This window comes from Arthrobacter sp. ISL-95, assembly GCF_018613695.1.
Taxonomy (GTDB): Bacteria; Actinomycetota; Actinomycetes; order Actinomycetales; family Micrococcaceae; genus Arthrobacter.
Genome location: NZ_JAGGPR010000011.1, coordinates 170,015 through 185,960, shown reverse-complemented (window position 1 = coordinate 185,960; position 15,946 = coordinate 170,015). Strand labels below are relative to the sequence as shown.

The window sequence follows — 15,946 nt, the reverse complement described above, 5'->3', positions numbered from 1 at the left end:
CCAGGTCCGACCGTGCAGCTAGTCCTCCATGCGGTTGATTTCCGTGGGGAGGTGCCGTGCCCACCAGCGGAGAATGTGCTCAAAGCGTTGTTGCCGGTGATGTGGTGTGCCGGAGCGGGATAACTCGTGGTCCTCCCCCGGGAAGATCAACAAGGAAGTGTCCACACCCTTGGCTTTCAGATGCGCGTAGTAGCGCTGGCCTTGTTCAAGGGGGCACCGAAGATCGTTTTCGCTGTGAATCACCAAGGTAGGTGTATCTACGCGCGAGACCACCGCCATGGGACTTTGGGCTGCCATCTGCTCCGCTGTTCCTCCGGTGTATTCGGTCCCGAAGAACCACCCGATGTCAGCCGAACCTACAAAGCTGACGGGGTCCAGGAAACCGCGCTCTACGATCGCGCCCTTGAACCGGTGGTCGTGGGCGATGGTCCAAGCGGTCAGGTAGCCCCCGTAGGAACCACCCATGATTCCCACACGGTCTTTATCCAAGGCCTCAAACGACGCCAGCGCTGAGTCGAGGAATGCCAGCACGTCCTGCATGTCCACAGTCCCCATGCGCTCCTTGACGGCTCGGCCATGTGCTTGTCCATAACCGGATGACCCGCGTGGGTTGCACATGAGAACGGCGTAACCGGCCGCGGCGTAAACCTGGGCCTCGTCAAAGAAAGCTCCAGTGTATTGGGCGAAGGGGCCGCCATGAATGGAGAGGAGAACGGGGTGCGGGCCAGGTCCATCAGGAAACACCACCCAACCGTGGACTGCATGCCCATCGGCGGATTCGGCATCGAAGTCCAAGGGCTCTGCCACCCGCGAGTTGTTGCGCAGGTTGGCCGAGAAGTCCGTCAGGAGGCGGATCTCGCCGCGTTCCAGTGAGGCAACGTCCCCTACCGTTGAGGCGTCGGAGAAACTCACGGCTATCTCCCCGTTGGCAGCCACTGTTGCCCCGATAACTACCTTGGCACCATGAACCAGGGGCGTGATCCCGCCGTCTGCCTCAACATTCAGCAGTTCCACGCTTCCCAGCGCTGTGTTCAGCACCAGTACGCTGGCCGGCCCGCTGGGTTCCAACGGTCCCGAGACGTCCAAATGCTCCACGTCGGTCAGTGCCACGGACTCTCCCCCCGCAATGGGCATGGCATAAAGAACCGAATTCCGGGCCACGAAGTCCTTGCCGGTCTCACCCAGGTCCTGGGCAGTGTAAAAGAGCCACTGGCCATCCGTGGAGACGCACACAGCAGTGACGGTCTGCGGACTCTTGTTGGAAGGTTCGACGGCGGTCGGCCGGCCACCGCCGGCATCCACCCGATAGACGGAGGTGACGAGGTCGTCGTCGTGTCCTTCGTGGAGAGCGGCGATGAAGAAAAGATGGGTGCCGTCGGCTGAAAAGCAAGGTGACTCATGGTCGGAGTCACCAAGCGTGACCTGCCTTGCAGAAGGGATTCCTGTAACCGTTCGCGCGGGCTGTTCCCGCGCGGCCCTCCCCTGCGGAGCGACAGCCGGCTCGCCACCCAGCTCCGGGACTTCAACCACAAACAACTGCTGGCGCTGGTCAGCGGTGTAACCGAGACCGTTCATCCTGTACTGGTTGGCGGTGATCAACCGGGCGTCTTCTCTGCCGGACGTCACGCCATCCACCGTTCCGTAGCGCCCCTGTTCCGGAACGCGGGCTTGGAACACAACGCGGTGGGAATCAGGTGCCCACGCAAACCCGTCCACGCCGGCTTGCTGATCGGTGATCCGTTGTGGCTCGCCGCCGGCGGCTTCCACGACGAACAGCTGTGGTTTACCGTCCGGAGCACTCCTCAGGAATGCAAGAACCAGGCCATCTGGGGAGAACGCCGGGGAACTGTCCCTGAAACCCCGCGTAATGCGTCGTGAATACTTGGTGGGGTCCAAAGGAATGCTCCACAACTGACCCACGTAGCTGTCAGCATCGAAGTCCGGTCTCGTGACGGAAACCACCGCCTTGGTGCCATCGGGGTGGATTGCAGGGGCGGACACGGAGTTCAGCAGGTGCAGTTGCTCGGGTTTCACGATGGTGAGCCTAGCCCGGTGGTGCGGGCCTCGGCCCCAGACACTCCGTCCGCCGTAGGATTGGAGCCATGTTGTCCGACGCCGTTGCCGCCCTCCGTTGTCCTGTTTGCCAACGGACGCTCCAGCTCAGGGAAGGGCGGCAGCAGACCCTCGTCTGTGAGGCCGGGCACCTGTTCGATGCCGCTAAACAGGGCTACTTCAACCTGCTGACGGGCAAAGGTACGGTCTTCGAAGCAGATTCTGCAGACATGGTGGCCGCCCGGTACAGGTTCCTCGACGCCGGTCACTACTCCGGACTCGCCCGGGCCGTTGCAGAAGCTGCCGCTGGATCACTTCAGCGTCCGGGCGCCCTGGTTCTCGACGCCGGCACCGGCACCGGCCACTACCTGCAGGCGGTCCTGGAGAAATCCGGGGCATCAGGAATAGGCGTTGACATCTCCAAATTCGCGCTTAGGCGGGCCGCCCGGCTGAATCCTGTGGCTGTCAACCTTGTCTGGGACATTTGGCGTCCGCTGCCCATGGCGGATAACACCGCCGACGTGGTCACGGTTGTCTTTGCTCCTAGGAACCCCTCCGAGTTTGCCCGGGTGCTTCGTCCCGGCGGCTCGTTGATCGTTGTGACGCCCCGCCCGGGCCACCTTGCCGAGATCGCAGCACGGACAGGCATGCTCGGCATTGAAGACGGCAAAGAAGAGCGACTGATGGACTCCATGCGGGATCATTTCGACTCCGGCATGAGCCGTAGCCTTGACCTTCCTTTGACGCTGACGGGACCGGAGGTGGCCGACCTCGCATTCATGGGCCCGGCGGGACACCATCTGCAGCGTGAAAAGTTGGCGGAATTGGCCACGTTGGAAGGTTTAGTGGCTGCCACCGCGAGGTTCCGGATCAGCGAATTCGCCGTGTCCTGACGTGGGGCGGAACGTCGGGCTAGGATGGAGGAACAGCGACTGTGATCCCGCTCGCGGGATCCGGGACCAAGGGGGAAATGATGTTCGAATGGCTCGGCGAGAACTGGTGGGCTCTCTGGCTCACGGTCTTCCTCGCGTTCGCAGTGGTGGAGATGCTCACCCTGGACCTCTTCTTTATCATGCTGGGCGGCGGAGCCCTGGCCGGGCTGATCGCCGACTTTGCCGGAGCCGACTTTTGGTTGCAGATTGTGATTTTCTCCGTGGTCTCCCTTCTGATGATTGTCTTTGTCCGTCCTGTGGCCATGAAGCACCTGCATAAGGGGCCGGCGGAACAGCGCAGCAATATAGACCGACTCATCGGTCAGTCCGCCCTCGTCATCGAAGCTGTGAGCGGAACCAGTGGACTGGTCAAGATTGGCGGCGACGTGTGGAGCGCCCGCAGCACAGCCGGGGTTCTCGACGCCGGCGCAACAGTTGAGGTCACAAGGATTGACGGTGCGACGGCGGTAGTAGCCTCGCCTGCCGAGAACAGCCCGCGCTAAGGCGCGCCTTTGAATTTAAGCGGTTGCCGGTGCGGGCAGCCTGCCCGCGTTCAGCCGCATCAAACCACGCAATTGGGGAATGAAGGAGATGTATGGACGGCTTAGGAGGAACAGCAGCAGCAATTGTGCTGATTGTTCTCGTCATTTTTGTCATCATCGTGTTGGTCCGTTCGGTGAGGATCATCCCGCAGGCACGGGCCGGCGTCGTTGAACGCCTGGGTAAGTACCAGCGGACACTCAACCCGGGACTAACCATCCTGATCCCGTTCGTCGACAGGCTCCTGCCGTTGCTCGACCTCCGTGAACAGGTGGTGTCGTTCCCGCCTCAGCCGGTCATTACCGAGGACAACCTGGTGGTCTCCATTGACACCGTTGTCTACTTCCAAGTAACCGATCCCAGGGCCGCAACTTACGAGATCGCCAACTACATCCAGGCCGTGGAGCAGTTGACCACCACCACGCTTCGCAACGTGGTGGGCGGGCTCAACCTTGAAGAGGCCCTCACCTCCCGCGACCAGATCAATGGCCAGCTGCGCGGCGTCCTTGACGAAGCAACGGGCCGTTGGGGAATCCGTGTGTCCCGCGTGGAACTGAAGGCGATTGATCCGCCCCACTCCATTCAGGACTCCATGGAGAAGCAGATGCGCGCAGAGCGGGATCGCCGTGCAGCCATCCTGACCGCTGAAGGCACCAAGCAGTCGCAGATCCTCACTGCCGAAGGTCAGAGGCAGGCCGCCATCCTTGCAGCTGAAGGTGACGCCAAGGCAGCCATTCTGAGGGCAGACGGTGAAGCCCAAGCCATTCAGAAGGTCTTTGATGCCATTCACAAGGGCAACCCGGACCAGAAGCTCCTCGCATACCAGTACTTGCAAACCCTCCCCAAGATCGCTGAGGGAAGCTCGAACAAGCTCTGGATCATTCCCAGCGAAGTCGGCGAGGCACTTAAGGGCATCGGCGGCGCGCTCGGAGGAAACAGCGGAGACTCCCCCGTTGGCCTCTTCGGCGGCAATGAAGAGACCAAGTCTTCGGAACCTGCGGGAACAAACAACCAGCCGCGGCCTGCTGAATAAAACAAGGCAGCGTGCCTCCGAGCGGTCAGCCATCCAGGCTGGCCGCTCGTTGTTTGTTACCGCTTTTGAGTCATGGGCGATGATCCGCGTATAATGGGATATTTGTCCGGCTGGTTCAGCGTGGATGGAACATAAAAGCTTGGCCAGGCGTTGCAATTAGTGATGCAAGGTGTGCAGAAGTAGTCCGTAAGGAACGTGAAAACGGCTTACGGCTAGCGCGGGGTTCCTGCTCCGCGAACAGACAGAGGGAGTAATCATGAGCGATCGCAGCCTGCGGGGTATGCGTCTTGGCGCCCAGAGCATGGAAACAGAATCCGGCGTTGAACCGGCACCGCGCCAGCGGGTCGAGTACCGTTGCGAGGATGGCGAGCAGGTCTTTGTGACCTTCTCCTCCGAAGCCGAAATTCCCCCCGTTTGGGTATCCAAGACCGGCAAAGAAGCGCTGCTGGTTGATGGCGAGCGTCCCGTGGATGCCAATGAGAAAGCCGTCCGCACCCACTGGGACATGCTCCTGGAGCGCCGCAGCCTTCCCGAGCTGGAGCAGATCCTCGAGGATCGACTGAACATTCTGCGTGAGCGCCGCGGAGAGCGTCGCTCCGCATAGTTCGTTTCTCGTCCACTTACGGACGATCAACGAGGTAGCGAAAAGGCCGGGTCCGGCTTCCCTTATTGGGAGCCGGACCCGGCCTTTCTGTGTGCTTAGCGTCCTGAGTTACTTGGCTACTGCAGGTGACTTGCGGGTGAGCTTTGCCCAACGTGCCGCGAGTCCCCACTTGGTGACGTTGATCATGGCCTCAACCACAATGTTGCCGCTCATCTTCGATGCCCCGAGCTCGCGCTCGACGAATGTGATGGGGCGCTCTTCGATGCGGAGCCCCAGCTTGGCCACACGCCATGCGAGGTCTACCTGGAAGCCGTAGCCAACCGACTCCACCTCGTCCAGGTTCAACGCCTCCAGCGTGCTGCGGCGGAAGGCGCGGTAGCCTCCGGTGACGTCCTTGATTTTGACACCCAGCATGATGCGGGCGTAGGTGCTGCCGATCCGGGAGATGGCCTGACGGTAAAGCGGCCAGTTAACCACACTGCCACCCGGAACCCACCGTGAGCCCATGGCAAGATCCGCCCCACCCTCAACGGCATCGAGGAGAAGCGGCAATTGTTCAGGCTTGTGCGAACCGTCGGCGTCCATTTCCACCAGGACGTCATAGCCTGCGGCCAGTCCCCACTTGAAGCCTGCGATGTAGGCAGCCCCAAGGCCTTCCTTCCCCTTGCGATGAAGAACATGTACCTGGCTGTCCTCTGCGGCGAAGTCGTCGGCAAGCTTTCCCGTGCCGTCAGGACTGTTGTCGTCAACCACCAGGACATCGGAGTGCGGCACTGCGGCACGCAGTCGCCCCAAGGTCACGGGGAGCGATTCCAGCTCGTTGTAGGTGGGAATGATCGTCAAGACACGCAAGAAGAGGCCTTTCCTTGATGGAGCGGTCAGTGTGCCGGAGCAGCCTGGCGGCTGGCATTCTGGCGCAACTCTCCATTATAGGACGACAGCATGGGCTCGTTTGGCGGCTGTGGCGTCAACCACATGCCGCGGCTCGTGGCCGCTTGCATCAAACCCTGAGGGACTCGTGAGCGAACAGCTCGTGTCCCTCGCGCACCGTTTGCAGGCAGCGGGGGTCGCTGCCGGTGTCCAGGGCCGGCAAAAGGGGCGTTCGCGCCCGGGGATCAGTGCTCCATGACTGCACGCGGCTGTCAGCTACCTGGACCATCAGTTCGTCCACCTCCCACACAGCGAAACTGGCAGGAGCACCCGGGACAAGCTGCCCCATCAGGGGATTCCGGTGCTTGGTAGCCCGCCATCCCGCACGTGTGTGCCCCAGGAAAGCGGCACGAGCCGATATTCTCTGTTCCGGGTTGCTGTGCTCCAAACAGGCTCGAACGCTCGACCACGGGCGGAGAGGGGTTACCGGGCTATCGCTTCCGAAGGCTATGGGGACGCCGCTCGCGTAGAAGGAGGCAAAGGGATTCATCTCTTGGCTGCGGCCACCCAAACGTTGTTCGTAGAGACCACCTGCAGCACCCCATAGGGCGTCGAAGACAGGCTGAACGCTAACCGACACGGAGAACTTGGCCAGCCGGTCGATAGCGGATTGGTCAGCCATCTCCACGTGTTCGAGGCGGTGGCCGGCTGCCCGGATACGCTGCTCCCCCACCTCAGCCGCTGCGGCGTCAAACGCGTCCAGTACAGCGCCCAGACCAGCGTCACCTATGACGTGGAAGCCGGCTTGGACTCCCAGCAGCGACGTAGCCACAAGGTGTTTGGCGGCGTCGTCAACTGAAAGGTACAAAGTACCGCGCTGGCCGCTGGCATCGGAGTAGTCCTCCGCGAGGGCCGCCGTACGGGAACCGATGGAACCATCCATGTTGAGGTCACCGGCAAGGCCCAGGACCTTGGTACCCAGGCCGTCCAGAATTTCCTGCGCGTGCTCCCCCGAGGTAGCAAGCTCACCCCAGTACGGCAGGACCTCGGGCGTGTTCCAGTTGCCGTTCCAAGATGCGGACATCCTCAGGTCCTCCGGGCCGCAAATGTGGGGTGCGGACATCTCAGCCAAGGCAACGTAACCGTGGGAAGCAGCCTCGCGCAGGGCCGATTCCTGATAGCTGCCCCGTTGGGACTCCGAGAAATTCCGGGCAGTAAGCCGGGCAGCCGTATGTGCTGCCCGGACCACGCGCGCCTCCCCGGAGAACCCGTCCAGGCTGTTCAGTCCTGCCGCCGCAACAAGCGAGGATGACACGAGGGCTGAATGGACGTCGATGCGTGAGAGGTAGACGTGCCGTCCGGCGGCCGCCCTTTCGATCTCTTCCAACGTAGGGAGCGTGGGATCGATCCACGCTGTTTCATCCCAACCGTGACCCAGTACTGTGCCCGTGCCGCCGGCGGAGGCAACGGCATCCAACAATTCCCTGGCCGAACGTACCTCGGCGAGTTTCAGTCCGGACAGGGCAATACCCGTCTCCGTCAGGTGTGCATGTGAGTCGACGAAGCCCGGCGCGAGGAGCGCCCCCCGGAGATCGATGATTTCCATGGACGAGTCAGCAATTGACGTCGCTGCCTGCTCGGAGCCGACCCAGGCTACGGTATCGCCGTCCACCACCATTGCTGTGGCAAAGGGATCTGCCGCGGTATAGATCGAACCATTGCGGTACATCGTGACCTTGCGGTCTGTGCTGTTGTGGTCCGGGCCGGCCGGCACGCCTGGCTGGTTCATGCGATGTGCTCCTTGAGCGTTGAAAACTGTCTATCAGGGAAAGAACGGGCTAAGCCACGGTGGAGTAAGCCACCACGCCGCGGCGGACCAAATCGATGGATTCCCGGCATATACGAGCCAAACGCGGGTCCAGTTGCGGGATTTTGGCCAGCTGGTCAAGGAGGTCCACCACTTGCTTGGCCCACCGGACAAAGTCTCCGGCCGCAAGGTCCGTTCCGCTCAGCACGTCCTGAAGGTGGCGCCCCTTGGCCCACTTGTACATGGGCCACATCAGTCCAAGTTCGGGTTCGCCGGTCAAAGGCAGTCTGTTGCGTTCCTCGGTATCTTCGAGCTGCGACCATTCGCGGATGACGATGTCTACAGCCGATTCCAGTGAAACGGAAGGCATCCTGGGCCGCAGCCCCCGGTCTTCCCTCTTGGCCTGGTACACGAGTGTGCTCGCCAGGGAGGCCAGTTCAGCGGCGTCGAGGTCGTTGATGGCACCGCGCCGCACAGTCTGGGAGATGAGGAGGTCCTTCTCACCGTAGATCCGGCGAAGCCTCTGCCCGTCGGCACTGATGGTGACGTGTCCGGCGTCGTTGGTTTCCAGGTAACCGTAGACCGAAAGAACATCGCAGACGCGGTCGAACGTCTTGGCAATGGTGTTGGTCCTGCCTTGGATTTGCCGCACCAAGCCATCGGTCTCCCTGCGCAGCTTCCACCAACGCTCCGACCACCGTGCGTGGTCTTCGCGTTCGCTGCAGCCGTGGCAGGGATGCGCCCGCAGCGCCCGGCGAAGGTCCGCGATTTTCTTTTCCTGGTCCGGCAGGCGGGCCCCGAGTCCAAAGTCTTCGTGCCTGCTGTTGCGCCGGCTTTGGGGCGCGTCTTCGCTGATGGCGTGCCGCATGGACGAGGCGAGGTCCCGGCGTGCCTTGGGAACCTTGGCGTTGAAGGATTTAGGAATACGGATACGCGTCACCGGCGACACCGGACCATCGAGGTCGTGGACGCCAATGCGTCGCAGCTGGTTGTCAGAGGTGAGCACCGAAGGCCGCGGTTCCCGGGCATTGCGGTCCACCTCCAGCACTACTGCATGTCCTGCAAGCCGACCGCTGTAAATGCTGATTACATCGCCGGGGAGTAAGCGCGTGAGGGAGTCAGCAACATGGGACTTCCGGGCGCGCTGGTGGTCCCGGGCGGCAAAATTCTCGGCATCGCTGAGTTCGCGTCGAAGCTTTCCGTACTCTGTGAAGTCGCCCAAATGGCACTGCATGGATTTGGCATAGCCTGCCAGCGACTCTTCACGCCCACGAACTTGCCGGGCGAGGCCAACCACCGAACGGTCAGCTTGGAACTGGGCGAAAGAGGATTCAAGAATTTCACGGGCCCGGACCCGTCCGAACTGGGCAATCAGGTTGATGCTCATGTTGTACGTAGGCCGAAAACTGGAGTTCAGGGGGTAGGTGCGTCGGGAGGCAAGCCCGGCTACGGCGGCGGGATCTGTCCCCGGCTGCCACAGCACCACGGCATGGCCCTCGACGTCGATTCCCCGGCGTCCGGCACGCCCGGTCAGCTGGGTGTACTCCCCCGCCGTGATGTTGACGTGCGCTTCACCGTTGAACTTTTCCAGCTTTTCCAGCACCACGCAGCGTGCGGGCATGTTGACGCCAAGGGCCAACGTTTCGGTGGCGAAGACAGCCTTGACCAGGCCGTCGGCAAAGAGCTTTTCCACTACTTCCTTGAAAGTCGGAAGCATGCCCGCGTGGTGGGCAGCGAAGCCCCTGATGAGTCCGTCACGCCAACCCCAGAATCCGAGGACGTCGAGATCGTCCGCTGGGATCTCGTGGCTGGCCTCGTCCACCTGCTGGGCAATGATCTGTTGCTCCTGCTCAGTGGTAAGCCAAAGTCCCGATGATGCACACTGGGCTACGGCTGCGTCACAACCGGCCCTGGAAAAGATGAACGTGATCGCGGGCAAGAGATCCTGGCGTCTGAGGCTCTCAATGACTTGCGGACGACTGGCCTTTCGGACAGGACTGCGCTGCTCTGACTGTTGCCGCTCGTCGCGATAGCGGTCCTGACGCCGGCGGTTCCGGCCCCCGTGTCCAAACCGGCCATTCATGTTCATCCGGCTCTCAGAGCGTGCCATTGCCAGCAGGTCCGGGTTCACCTCGAATTCGGGGCCGGTGACCGCCTGCCGGGCCGTGTTCGTGGACGACCGCTTGGCGGAGACGCGTCGGCGATCGATGGCGGGGGGCTCGGCCAGGACCTCGTCTGATTCGGAAAGGTCAGGTACTGCTGTTTCCTGTGCTCCCGGGGCTTGGGGCGCGATTTCGTCAAAGGTGGTATCGCCGGCAAAGAGATCCACTATTTCCCGGCCCACCATGACGTGCTGCCATAGCGGCACGGGGCGGTGCTCGGAAACGATCACATCAGTATCGCCCCGCACGGTGTCCAACCATGCGCCGAATTCTTCGGCATTGGAAACTGTGGCGCTTAGCGAGGCAACCTGCACTTCGCTGGGCAAATGGATGATGACTTCTTCCCACACGGCACCGCGGAAACGGTCGGCCAGGTAGTGGACTTCGTCCATCACCACGAAACCCAGGTCTCCCAGGGTTTCAGAGTCGGCGTAAAGCATGTTCCGAAGAACTTCGGTGGTCATGACCACCACAGGAGCTTCGCCGTTGATGGTGGTATCGCCCGTCAGCAGGCCAACGTTGGCCGAACCGTATTTTGCAGCCAGCTCCGAGTACTTCTGGTTGCTGAGCGCCTTGATGGGCGTGGTGTAAAACGCCTTGAGTCCCCTTTCCAGGGCCAGATAGATCGCAAACTCGCCAACGATCGTCTTTCCGGCACCGGTAGGAGCTGCCACCAGAACGCCGCGGCCCTCCTGGAGCGACCTGCAGGCTTCACGTTGGAAGTCGTCAAGTTCAAATGCCAAGGAGCGGGCGAACGCGCCAAGGTAGGTTTTTGACTCAGCTGCCCGCTGGGCTGCCGCCTGGTAGCGGTCTGATGGAGATGAAGACCCGGAAATGGAGGACATGCATCAAGCCTAGTGGGCCAAGGTCTAGAGATTCTCCAGATCCGTGGCCGGGGTTGCGATGTCGGCAGTGGCTTCAGTCTCAGCAGCCTGCTTGATGGCCCGGCGCTCACGACGCCGGTCGTTCAGAAGACAAACGCCAATGGCCGCGAAGAACAGGAGCAGCATGGGCGCTGCAAGATAGAACATGCTCATGGCGTCAGCGCCCGGAGCAGCCATCGCAGCGAACAGGCAGACCAGGAAGATGGTGATTCGCCAACTCTTGACGAGCTGTTTGCCCTTGATAATTCCAGCGAGGTTCAATCCCACCAGTACCACCGGTACCAGGAAAGCGATACCGAAGGCGAGCAAAAGCCGGAGAACGAAGGCCAGGTAAATTTCAGCGCTGATGAAGTTTGAACCGCCGACCGGAGTGAAATCGGTCAGCACTCTAACAGCATTGGGGAGCACGAGCCACGCAAGCAGGACGCCGCCGATGAACAACGGCACTGCTGCTGCCACGAAGGACAGCGCCAGACGCCGCTCCTTCTTGTGAAGCCCGGGAACAATGAAGGCCCAAAGCTGGTAGATCCAGACGGGGCTGGACAGGATGACGCCGAGAAAGACCGAAACCTGGACCATGAGGTCGAAAGAACTGGCCACGCCGTCGAAGTTCAGTGTGGCAGCGCGTCCCTCCTTTTCGTTGAGGTCCTTGATCGGCTTGATCAACGCTTCCAAGAGGGGCTGGTAGACAATGAAGCCCACCACTGTTCCCACAATGACGCCGATTGCAGCCTTGAAGAGCCGGTTCCGCAGCTCCTTGAGGTGGTCCAGGAGCGCCATCCGGGCTTCGGGGTTGGCTTTGCGCCCCTTCGTTTCTACCACTTCTCTTTAGACGCGGTTAGCGGGCGGTACGTCAGTCTCGCCGGTGTTCTTGGTGGTGACGTCCGGGTGGCCTACGACCTTGCCTTCGACGGCGTCGGATGCGTCCTGGGAGTCCTTTGCCTCGGAAGAACCATCCTTCTTCATCTCCCGGACTTCAGACTTGAAAATACGCATCGACTGCCCAATGCTGCGCGCCATGGACGGCAGCTTCGGTGCTGCAAAGAGCACCAGAGCCAGAACGATGATGATGATGAGATGCCAGCCTTCGAGCCTCATGTGGGGAGGTCCTTTCCTTTTGGATACATCCTACGTCTATCTGAATTCAATGTCGTGCAGGGACTGCGGTTGACCCCGCTCGGCTTTGCGCTTGACGCGCCGCTGACGACGAACTTCCTGACGGAAGGCTTTGGCCGTCAGGTAATCATGACGCATCTGTTCCGGCGAGGCAAAAATTGCGGAGCCCGGTTCCGGCCGCGGTTCCGAGGCTTCAACGTCGGAGGTTTCCGGAGCAGGTGAAAGGTTGCTGAAACGTTTATTTGCGGCAGCCAGTTCATGAACAGTTGCTATGAATTTCCTGTATAGGCGGTACCCCAATGACAGGTAGAGGAGCAACGAAAGGGCTATAAGCGCGATCCACAACAGGATCCAGAACCACCAAGGCATTTGAGTAGTCTAGCCAGCCTTGGTGTCTGAAGGTGAGTCGTACTGACCCAGGGCAGCGTCAATCCACGCTCGGGTCTCCTGACGCAAGGACCCGGGTTCGAGAATCCGGACCGAACCCCCATGCTGGGAAACAAACATCCGCAGCCATCCGGCGTCGCCAAACCTCACCTCAGCGAGCAGACCGCCATCGGGCAGTTGGGCCGTGCGGTCGGCGTAGTAATCATCTGCCAGCCCGGCGCCCTGGCGCGTCAGTTGAAGGGTCACCAGGACGTCGTCGTCGCCGGGCGTGAACAACCGTGCCGGGAAGTCCTGCCCGGCAGTTGCGGATCCGGACGCAGCATGGCCGTTGGGCTCCAAGGTCTCCACCCTGTCCAGCCGGAAGTTTCTGATGCCGGCCTTACTGTGGCAGTAGGCCTCGAAGTACCACGTATTGTCCAGGGAGTAGAGCCGCAGGGGGTCCACGTCGCGCTCGGTCACTTCGTCGCGTTGCAACGAGAAGTACCTGAGCCGCAGCTGCTGACCTTCCCTGATTGCCTGGGTTATCGTGGCGAAAGAATCTGACTGTTCGGGTGTCACCGATTGGCCGGACACGGAACCGGCCAATCTTGCTGCCTGCCCCGCAGCACCAGTCAGCTTGATGGTCACCGATTCAAGTGCGTTGCCTGACTCGCCCTCGGACATACCGGCCAGGGCGGGCAAGTCTCCTAGCATGGCCAGGCCGGTCAGCAATGCTGCGGCTTCGTCTTCGCTGAAACGGACCGGACGGTTCAGGTCCAGATGCTCGGAAATGTAGACGTGGTCGTTTTCCCACTGGATGTCCAGAAGGTCGTCCGGATACCCCTCTGGCAGGCCGGAACAGATGAGGATCTTCAAGTCATCGATCAACGCCTTGCGGCTGATGCCAAATTGATCAGCGACCTGCTGGATGTGCAGCCCTTGGTGGTGGACCAGAAAAGGCACCAGCTGCAGCATCCTGGCCAACTGGTCCTCGGAGGTGCGCTTGCGCGCCCGGGGCGCACGCCCCGCCTCAGGGAACCGGCGGGGTACCGGCGGAGCGTCGTCAAAGTCAGCGGCAGCTTTCAGTCGGCGTACGACGGCGGCACTCAGTTCAGCGGGGCCGGCCACCTTCACATGCGGTCCGTAGGATGCCAGCTCTTCGGCCAGCTGCTCCGGATCACGGAAATCGATCGTTATGCGGTCACGGCCGCTTTCATCCGCAGGGTTTTCGACGGATGTGGCCTTTTTACGCAAGGCAAGCAATCTATCCCTTTCGACATCCAAAGTGGCTTGCCGGACGGGGAGTTCGTTGAGTTCGTCCAGCTCAGCCCGGGCGTTGAAGCCTTCCGGAGGAAGAAAGCTGCTGGTGTCGACGATGCTGACTGCTGTGGTCATCCTTGAGAGCCTGAAGAGCCTTTTTGCACTCCTCCCCCGGTCGAAGCCCACGAGGTACCACTGACCGAAGCGGCTGCCCAGGCCCCACGGCTCTACTTCGCGGACTTCTTCCCGCCCGGTACTGACCGCAAGGTAGCCGAAGCGGACCGGGTGCTTGCCGTGCATGGCCGCCACGACGTCGTCGAAGGCTTGTCCGGCCGGCTTGATCCGCGGCTGGACCCCTGCAGGGAGGTCCACGTCCGTAAATCCGCCGGCTGCCTGCAACTTACGTACCGCGTTGGCGGCTGCCGTGCCAAGTGCCGCTCGTTCCCAGAGTTGTGCAGCGAGCAACAGTACGGTCCCCTCTGCCGGCGTCAAGCTCACATCAGGAAGCCGGTTGGAGCCCTTGCCGATCCGGTAGCGCGCAGTTGCGGGGTCGTCTGCTCCGAAGCTTCGGGGGTCCATCAAGGTTTCGATCTCAAAGCCGAATTGCTTCAGATCCACTTTGTCGCGCTCAAACATCCGTCCGAAGGCGACATCGTTCTCCGCGGAATCGTGGTACACCTTTTCGCGCAGCACGGCGCGTGGGAGGCCCACCTTGGTATTGAGCAAAGCCAGGAGAAGGTTCAGGAGACGTTCAGTGCGGGATGCGGACACGGTTGCTACGTTACTAAAAACCAGCCCGAAAGCAGCAAGGCGCGTCACCGACCGGCAAAACCGGAAGGTAACGCGCCTTGCGAACGGTCAATGTCCTAGCGGACAGCCACGAGGTCTACGACGAAGATCAAGGCCTCGTTGGGCTTGATTGCTCCACCAGCGCCACGCGAGCCGTAGGCGAGCTCCGAGGGGATCTCCAGACGACGGCGGCCGCCCACCTTCATGCCCAGCAGGCCCTGGTCCCAGCCCTGAATGACCTGGCCGACGCCTACACGGAAGTCCAGTGGAGCGCCGCGACCCCAGGAAGCGTCGAATTCTTCGCCAGTGGACCAGGCAACGCCCACGTAGTGGGTGGACACGGTGTCCCCGGCCTTGGCTTCGGGGCCCGTGCCCTCAATCAGGTCCGTGATGACGAGGTCCGAGGGGACGTCGCCTTCCGGGAAGTCGATTTCGGGCTTGGTGCGGTCAAAGTCACGCTGACCAAATGACATGGATGCTCCTTAGGTTTTTGGGACGTTAAGGGTTGAGAAGACGTAAAACTTTTCAGGAACCAGCTTAGCCAGAACCCGCGTGAGGTTTTACTTTTTACCGGTGATCTCAACGACGAACACCAACGGACCCGCAGGCTTGCCCTGGGCAGCAGCGCTTGCACCATAGGCGAGATCGGTGGGAATCGTCAGGAGAACCTTGGAGCCGACCTTCTGGCCTGTCAGTCCGAGAGTCCAACCCTTGATGACCTGGTTCAGGCCGAAGGTAGCGGCCTCGCCGCGGTCATAGCTGGAGTCGAACTTGGTGCTGTCTTCCCAGCGCCAGCCTGTGTAGTTGGCATCGATCGTGTCAGAGTCTTTCAATTCCTCACCGGTGCCCTCGGAAAGGACCTTCACCGACAGACCAGCGGGGGCATCAGTCTTGGGAATCTCCACCGAAGGTGCGCCCTTGTCGTCAAAGGTCACCTTGGGAAGCTTGCCGTCTTTGTCCAGCTGATCTGTCTCTTCCTTGCTCAGAAGACCAGGTGCGTCCTTCGCCGAGGCAATCTTGAAGACGACCAGTTGGGAGGAAGCAGGTGCCGAAGCGGAAGAGCTGCCCGGAGCAGCAATGGCCACATGGCTGCCTACTTTGGCGCCGATAATGGCGTCAAAGATCAACTCATTGCCGGTTTTCATCTGCTCGGAGAGTTCGATCGCCTGGGGTCCCTTGGCGTAACCGTCCTCAAGTGTCTTGCCATCGGTGCCATCGACCGCAATGAAGACCAGTTCGGCGATTTGACCCATTTTCACCGGCTCCCCATCACCTTCCTTGACAACCTTGACGGTGGGTCCCGTCACGGCGAGGGGCTTGGAGAATTCAATGCCGGGCGCTTTGTCATTACCGTTGTCCGTGACCTTCAGGGAGTCGAGCTTGGAGACGTCACCTACTGATTTGCTGGTGGGCTCAGCGGCCGGTGTGTCTCCACCTCCGCACGCGGTAATGAGCAGCAGGGCGGGGAGGAGAATTGCTAGGAGTCGGCGCACAAAAAGACACTTTCGTCGGGGCAAAGGGACACTCGGAA

At 61.2% G+C, this 15,946-nt stretch carries 14 protein-coding genes; 4 read left to right on the top strand and 10 right to left on the bottom strand.

The window, feature by feature from the left end; genetic code table 11:
* Positions 1 to 18: 18 nt before the first annotated feature.
* Complete coding sequence (locus J7I86_RS16055; protein WP_214821377.1) at positions 19 to 2,034, bottom strand: S9 family peptidase; 2,016 nt, start codon at positions 2,032 to 2,034, stop codon at positions 19 to 21.
* A 68-nt stretch (positions 2,035 to 2,102) separates the two neighbouring features.
* On the opposite strand from J7I86_RS16055, the gene J7I86_RS16050 reads away from it, so the two are divergent.
* From J7I86_RS16050 to J7I86_RS16035, 4 genes are all read left to right on the top strand, one after another.
* Positions 2,103 to 2,945, top strand: coding sequence for a putative RNA methyltransferase (locus tag J7I86_RS16050; protein WP_214821375.1), 843 nt, complete (start codon positions 2,103 to 2,105; stop codon positions 2,943 to 2,945).
* An 80-nt stretch (positions 2,946 to 3,025) separates the two neighbouring features.
* On the top strand, positions 3,026 to 3,487 hold the full coding sequence (locus J7I86_RS16045) for an NfeD family protein (protein WP_214821422.1): 462 nt from the start codon (positions 3,026 to 3,028) through the stop codon (positions 3,485 to 3,487).
* A gap of 92 nt (positions 3,488 to 3,579) precedes the next feature.
* The gene (locus J7I86_RS16040; protein WP_214821374.1) at positions 3,580 to 4,557 is read left to right on the top strand and encodes an SPFH domain-containing protein; all 978 of its coding nucleotides are present in this window, start codon (positions 3,580 to 3,582) and stop codon (positions 4,555 to 4,557) included.
* A gap of 256 nt (positions 4,558 to 4,813) precedes the next feature.
* Positions 4,814 to 5,161, top strand: a complete 348-nt coding sequence (locus J7I86_RS16035) for an RNA polymerase-binding protein RbpA (protein WP_011774875.1) — start codon at positions 4,814 to 4,816, stop codon at positions 5,159 to 5,161.
* A 108-nt stretch (positions 5,162 to 5,269) separates the two neighbouring features.
* Here the strand turns inward: J7I86_RS16035 and J7I86_RS16030 are convergent, their stop codons facing one another.
* The 9 genes from J7I86_RS16030 to J7I86_RS15990 all read right to left on the bottom strand — a co-directional run bounded on the left by J7I86_RS16030 (position 5,270) and on the right by J7I86_RS15990 (position 15,908).
* The gene (locus J7I86_RS16030) at positions 5,270 to 6,013 is read right to left on the bottom strand and encodes a polyprenol monophosphomannose synthase (protein WP_214821372.1); all 744 of its coding nucleotides are present in this window, start codon (positions 6,011 to 6,013) and stop codon (positions 5,270 to 5,272) included.
* 148 nt (positions 6,014 to 6,161) lie between these two features.
* The gene (locus J7I86_RS16025; RefSeq protein WP_214821370.1) at positions 6,162 to 7,820 is read right to left on the bottom strand and encodes an amidohydrolase; all 1,659 of its coding nucleotides are present in this window, start codon (positions 7,818 to 7,820) and stop codon (positions 6,162 to 6,164) included.
* A 49-nt stretch (positions 7,821 to 7,869) separates the two neighbouring features.
* Positions 7,870 to 10,845: an RNA helicase gene (locus tag J7I86_RS16020; protein ID WP_214821368.1), complete on the bottom strand. Its 2,976-nt coding sequence runs from the start codon at positions 10,843 to 10,845 to the stop codon at positions 7,870 to 7,872.
* A gap of 24 nt (positions 10,846 to 10,869) precedes the next feature.
* Positions 10,870 to 11,706, bottom strand: a complete 837-nt coding sequence (gene tatC, locus J7I86_RS16015) for a twin-arginine translocase subunit TatC (RefSeq protein WP_214821366.1) — start codon at positions 11,704 to 11,706, stop codon at positions 10,870 to 10,872.
* A gap of 6 nt (positions 11,707 to 11,712) precedes the next feature.
* Complete coding sequence (tatA, locus tag J7I86_RS16010) at positions 11,713 to 11,982, bottom strand: Sec-independent protein translocase subunit TatA (RefSeq protein ID WP_214821364.1); 270 nt, start codon at positions 11,980 to 11,982, stop codon at positions 11,713 to 11,715.
* A gap of 36 nt (positions 11,983 to 12,018) precedes the next feature.
* On the bottom strand, positions 12,019 to 12,369 hold the full coding sequence (locus J7I86_RS16005; protein WP_214821362.1) for a hypothetical protein: 351 nt from the start codon (positions 12,367 to 12,369) through the stop codon (positions 12,019 to 12,021).
* A 9-nt stretch (positions 12,370 to 12,378) separates the two neighbouring features.
* On the bottom strand, positions 12,379 to 14,397 hold the full coding sequence (locus J7I86_RS16000) for a YafY family protein (RefSeq protein ID WP_214821360.1): 2,019 nt from the start codon (positions 14,395 to 14,397) through the stop codon (positions 12,379 to 12,381).
* A 95-nt stretch (positions 14,398 to 14,492) separates the two neighbouring features.
* Positions 14,493 to 14,888, bottom strand: coding sequence for an FKBP-type peptidyl-prolyl cis-trans isomerase (locus J7I86_RS15995; RefSeq protein ID WP_214821358.1), 396 nt, complete (start codon positions 14,886 to 14,888; stop codon positions 14,493 to 14,495).
* 87 nt (positions 14,889 to 14,975) lie between these two features.
* Positions 14,976 to 15,908, bottom strand: coding sequence for an FKBP-type peptidyl-prolyl cis-trans isomerase (locus J7I86_RS15990; protein ID WP_309476744.1), 933 nt, complete (start codon positions 15,906 to 15,908; stop codon positions 14,976 to 14,978).
* Between the last annotated feature and the right edge of the window lie 38 nt (positions 15,909 to 15,946).